3 protein-coding genes are annotated in these 4,281 nt (G+C 71.7%); 1 reads left to right on the forward strand and 2 read right to left on the reverse strand.

Going from position 1 to position 4,281, the window contains the following annotated elements:
- Positions 1 to 104 precede the first annotated feature (104 nt).
- The gene (locus AB0J67_RS39505) at positions 105 to 965 is read right to left on the reverse strand and encodes a methyltransferase domain-containing protein (protein ID WP_363490686.1); all 861 of its coding nucleotides are present in this window, start codon (positions 963 to 965) and stop codon (positions 105 to 107) included.
- A gap of 155 nt (positions 966 to 1,120) precedes the next feature.
- Positions 1,121 to 3,316, reverse strand: a complete 2,196-nt coding sequence (locus tag AB0J67_RS39510) for an MMPL family transporter (RefSeq protein ID WP_363490688.1) — start codon at positions 3,314 to 3,316, stop codon at positions 1,121 to 1,123.
- 281 nt (positions 3,317 to 3,597) lie between these two features.
- On the opposite strand from AB0J67_RS39510, the gene AB0J67_RS39515 reads away from it, so the two are divergent.
- The gene (locus tag AB0J67_RS39515) at positions 3,598 to 4,185 is read left to right on the forward strand and encodes a helix-turn-helix domain-containing protein (RefSeq protein ID WP_363490690.1); all 588 of its coding nucleotides are present in this window, start codon (positions 3,598 to 3,600) and stop codon (positions 4,183 to 4,185) included.
- Positions 4,186 to 4,281 lie beyond the last annotated feature (96 nt).

The raw sequence follows: 4,281 nt of genomic DNA on the forward strand, positions 1-4,281 counted from the left end.
AAACGCTACCTGGCCCGCGAGATCTACCAGATCATCACCGCTGAACACCCTTATGGATGCCAAGCCTCAGCGGCTTGACATCCATAAGAGCATCCATGGTGCGGTCAGCGGACGCGCTCGAACTCCAGGAAGCGGTACTCGACCAGGTCGTGCAGCAGCACCCACTGCAGCGCGTCCCCGCCGACCAGCGACTGCCAGTACTCGCCCGACAGCCGCAGCGGCCGTCCCGCCGCGACCAGCAGGCTGATTCCGCGATCGCGCGGGCGGCGCAGCTCCAGGTACGGCGTCAGGTCGAGGTCGCGCACCAGGCTCAGCCCGTGCGCGGCGGCGAGCGTACGCACCTGGTTGACGGTGATCAGCGACGCGGCGTGCCAGCCGGCCCGGAACTCGTCCAGGCGGCGCGCGGCCCGCGGCGAGGCGGGCGGCGACTTCGAGGCGAGGAAGTCGTCGCAGACGGCGAGCCGGCCACCCGGCTTCAGGCTGCGCGCGGCCTCGCGGAAGTAGCCGTCGGCGTCCGGGCTGTGCAGGAACGCCTCGATGGAGAACGTGAGGTCGGCCTGCCCGGCCAGGTCGTCGGGCAGCGCGAGGTAGTCGCCCTCGCGGCAGCGTACGCGGTCGGCGGCGCCCGCCCTGGCGATCAGGTCACCGGCCCGCGCGGCCTGCACGGGGCTGATGGTGATGCCCTCGCCGGAGATGTCGGCGCGGCCGGCCAGGTAGAGCAGGCTGGCGCCCAGGCCGCAGCCGAGGTCCACCACGCTCGCGCGCCCGTCCAGACCGGACAGGATGTCGAGCAGGAGGTCGTCGACGTGGTGGAAGGCGGCTTCCCGGCTCTCCACCCCGGGGGCCCAGACGGCGCGGTGGATGGACGCGCCGCCCTGCCCGAGCCGCTCGAAGGCGGCGGCGTTGCGATCGTAGTAGCGCCGCACCCGGTCCCTGCGCGTAGCCGTGTCGGGCTGAGAGGTCATGGGCGGCTACTTTAGACGAACAACGCAAGGTGCGCCCGCCGAGGAGATCGATCATCGTACGCGGCGAAGTCGTCGCGGCGGCCGATCCTGGACAGGGAACCGGTCCTGGTGCACGCGCCGAGGAGCGAGGCACCAGGACCGGGGTATCGGAGAGGTCAGCCGGCGACGGCCACCGGCTCGCGGGCCTGCTCGGCCTGGCGCAGCTTCTCACCCTCCACGTCCACATCGGGCAGCACGCGGTCCAGCCAGCGCGGCAGCCACCAGGCACCGCGGCCCAGCAGCGACATCAGCGCCGGGACGATGGTCATGCGGACCACGAACGCGTCCACCAGCACGCCGAAGGCGAGCGCGAAGCCGATCGACTGGATCAGCGTCTCGCCGGAGAAGACGAAGCCGCCGAACACGCTGATCATGATGATGGCCGCGGCGGTGACCACGCGGGCGCCGTGGCGGAAGCCGGTGACGACCGCCTCGCGCGCCTCGGCCCCGTGCACGTAGTCCTCGCGCATCCGGGTCACCAGGAACACCTGGTAGTCCATGGCCAGGCCGAACAGGATGCCGATCAGCAGCACCGGCAGCATGCTCATGATCGGCCCGGTCTCCTGCACGCCGAAGACCTCGCCCAGCCAGCCCCACTGGAACACGGCCACCACCGCGCCGAACGTGGCGGCGACGCTGAGCAGGAACCCGAGGGTGGCCTTCAGCGGCACCAGGATCGACCGGAACACGAGCAGCAGCAGCAGGAACGCCAGCCCGACCACGACGGCCAGGTACGGCACCAGCGCGTCGTCGAGCGTGGTGGACACGTCGATGGCCAGCGCGGTGACGCCGGTGACCGCGATGGTGGCGCCGGTGGCGGCGGTGACGGCACCGGCCTTGTCCCGGATGGCGTGCACCAGGTCGGCGGTGGCCGCGTCGTTCGGGCCGGTCTTCGGGATGGCGGCCAGCAGCGCGGTGCGGCCGTCGGGGCTGACCCCGTTGGGCGCGACGTAGAGCAGGTTGTCCATGCCGGACAGCTGGCCGGCGACGGCGCCGGCGGCCTGCTGCGGGTCGGCGCCCGCGGGCAGCTCGGCCACGATCACCAGGGCTCCGTTGAAGCCCGGCCCGAAACCTTCGGTGATCATGTCGTACGCCTTGTGCTGGGTGGTGTCGGCGGCCTGCATGCCGTCGTCGGGCAGGCCGAGGCGCAGGTCGGCGGCCGGGATCGCGAGCACGCCGAGCGCGGCGACCGACACCAGCAGCATCGGCACCCGGAAGCGCACCACGAAGCGGGCCCACCGCTCGCCGAGCGGGACCGGACCGGTGTCGGACTCGGGGTCGGGCGTGCTGCGGCCGAACAGGCGGCCCTTGACCAGCCGATCGCCGGTGAAGCCGAGCAGCGCGGGCAGCAGGGTGATCGCGACCAGCACCGCGACGGCGACGGTGGCCGCGGCGGACAGGCCCAGGCCGGTCAGCAGCGGGATGCCGACCACCGTCAGCGCGGCCAGCGCGATGATCACGGTGAGCCCGGCGAACACCACGGCCGAGCCGGCGGTGCCCGCGGCGTGCCCGGCGGCGTCCGCGCCGTCCTTGCGGACGAGCAGCTCGTGCCGGAAGCGGGAGACGATGAACAGCGCGTAGTCGATGCCGACGGCGAGGCCCAGCATCAGCGCCAGGATCAGGCTGTTGGAGTTGATGTCCGCCCAGCGGGACGCGATGGCGACGCCGGCCAGGCCGACGCCGATGCCGGCCAGCGCGGTGAGCAGCGGCAGCCCGGCGGCGACGAGCGAGCCGAGGGTCACGATGAGCACGACCGCGGCGACCGCGATGCCGATGACCTCCACGACACCGGTCTTCGGGTTGGCCCGCAGCGCGTCGCCGCCGACCTCGACCGCGAGCCCGGCGTCCCGGCCGGTGGCGGCCGCGTCGAGCAGCGCGTCCCGGTCGGCGTCGGTCAGCTCCATGCCCTGCACACCGTAGGTGACCTGGGCGAACGCGTAGCGGCCGTCGAGGGAGATGGACTTCGCCGTGTACGGGTCGACGACCCGCGCGACCTGCGGCGCGGCGTTCAGCTCGGACACCACGCGGCCGATGGCGGCCTGCACCTCGGGGTCGGCGACGGTCTTGCCCTCGGGCATGCCGAAGACCACGCGGGCGCTGGCCCCACCGGCGTTCGCCTCGGGGAAGCGCTCGGTGAGCCGGTCGATGGCCTGCTGCGCCTCGGTGCCCGGGATGCTGAAATCGTTGGTCATCTTGCCGGAGAGCGTCGCCGCGCCGGCACCGGCGAGCGCGATCAGCAGCACCCATACGCCTAGTACCAGCCAGCGCCGGCGGTATGAGAACCGGCCGATCCGGTAGAGGAAGGTCGCCACGTCGAGGACTCCAAACGGGGAAGGGTGTGACTGTCATCACGGCGAAACGCGCTGTTCACGCGCCTGTCGGGGGCCGCCGTATCCGGCTCGGACACTAGCCGTTCGTCAAGGTGGGAGCAAGCCGATCGGCAAGGAGTGAGCAAGACGATCGGCAAGCTTTCAGCTTTACGTTCGGCTGGCTTCCAGCTTGACGTGCGGCTGGGCACCGCCCTGCCGATCGGCTAGCTTTGGCGCGGATGAGGGACTAGCTTTGGTTTGCTTGATCTGGTAAGGAGTACGCCGTGACCGCTGTGGCGCAGGCCGACTCGCGCGGCCCCGAGCGCACCCGGCAGCGCCTGCTCGACGAGGCATGCCGGCTGTTCGCCCTGCACAGCTTCGCGGGCACCTCGCTGCAGATGATCGCGGATACCCTCGGCGTCACCAAGGCCGCGATCTACCACCACTTCAAGACCCGCGACGAGATCCTGACCGCGGTGATCCAGCCCGCCATCGACGAGCTGCGCGCGGTCATCGCGGTCGCACAGGCCCAGCGCACCGCCGCCGCCCGCGCCGACGCCATGCTGTCCGGCATGGTCGACCTGACCGTCCGGCACCGGGCCCTGATCGGCATGATCGGCATGGACGCCGGGGTGACCAACGCGCTGCAGAGCCACCCGGACATCGTGGAGCTGATCCAGCGTCCGGCCGAGCTGATGCGGCTCGACGGCAGCCCCGGCGCGGAGATCAACGCGACCATCGCGCTCGCGGGCATCGCCACCGCGGCCTCCTCGCCGGTGCTCCAGCACCACGACCAGGACGTGCTCCGCGACCTCATGCTCGCCGCCGGCCGCCGCGTCCTCGGCCTGCGCACCCGCCGCGCCGCGTCGTGATCGTGAGGAAGCCGCCGGACTGTGTCGTCCGCGGGCGTCAACTTCTGTGTTGTCGCGACAACACAGATCGGAAGAGCGGAGGTAGGGTAAGAGTGT

It is taken from the genome of Catellatospora sp. NPDC049609 (assembly GCF_040675365.1).
GTDB lineage: Bacteria > Actinomycetota > Actinomycetes > Mycobacteriales > Micromonosporaceae > Catellatospora.

What these genes read in the sequence shown, in the direction of transcription:
- AB0J67_RS39505 (WP_363490686.1), bottom strand. Translation starts at nt 965, where the DNA reads ATGACCTCTCAGCCCGACACGGCTACGCGCAGGGACCGGGTGCGGCGC.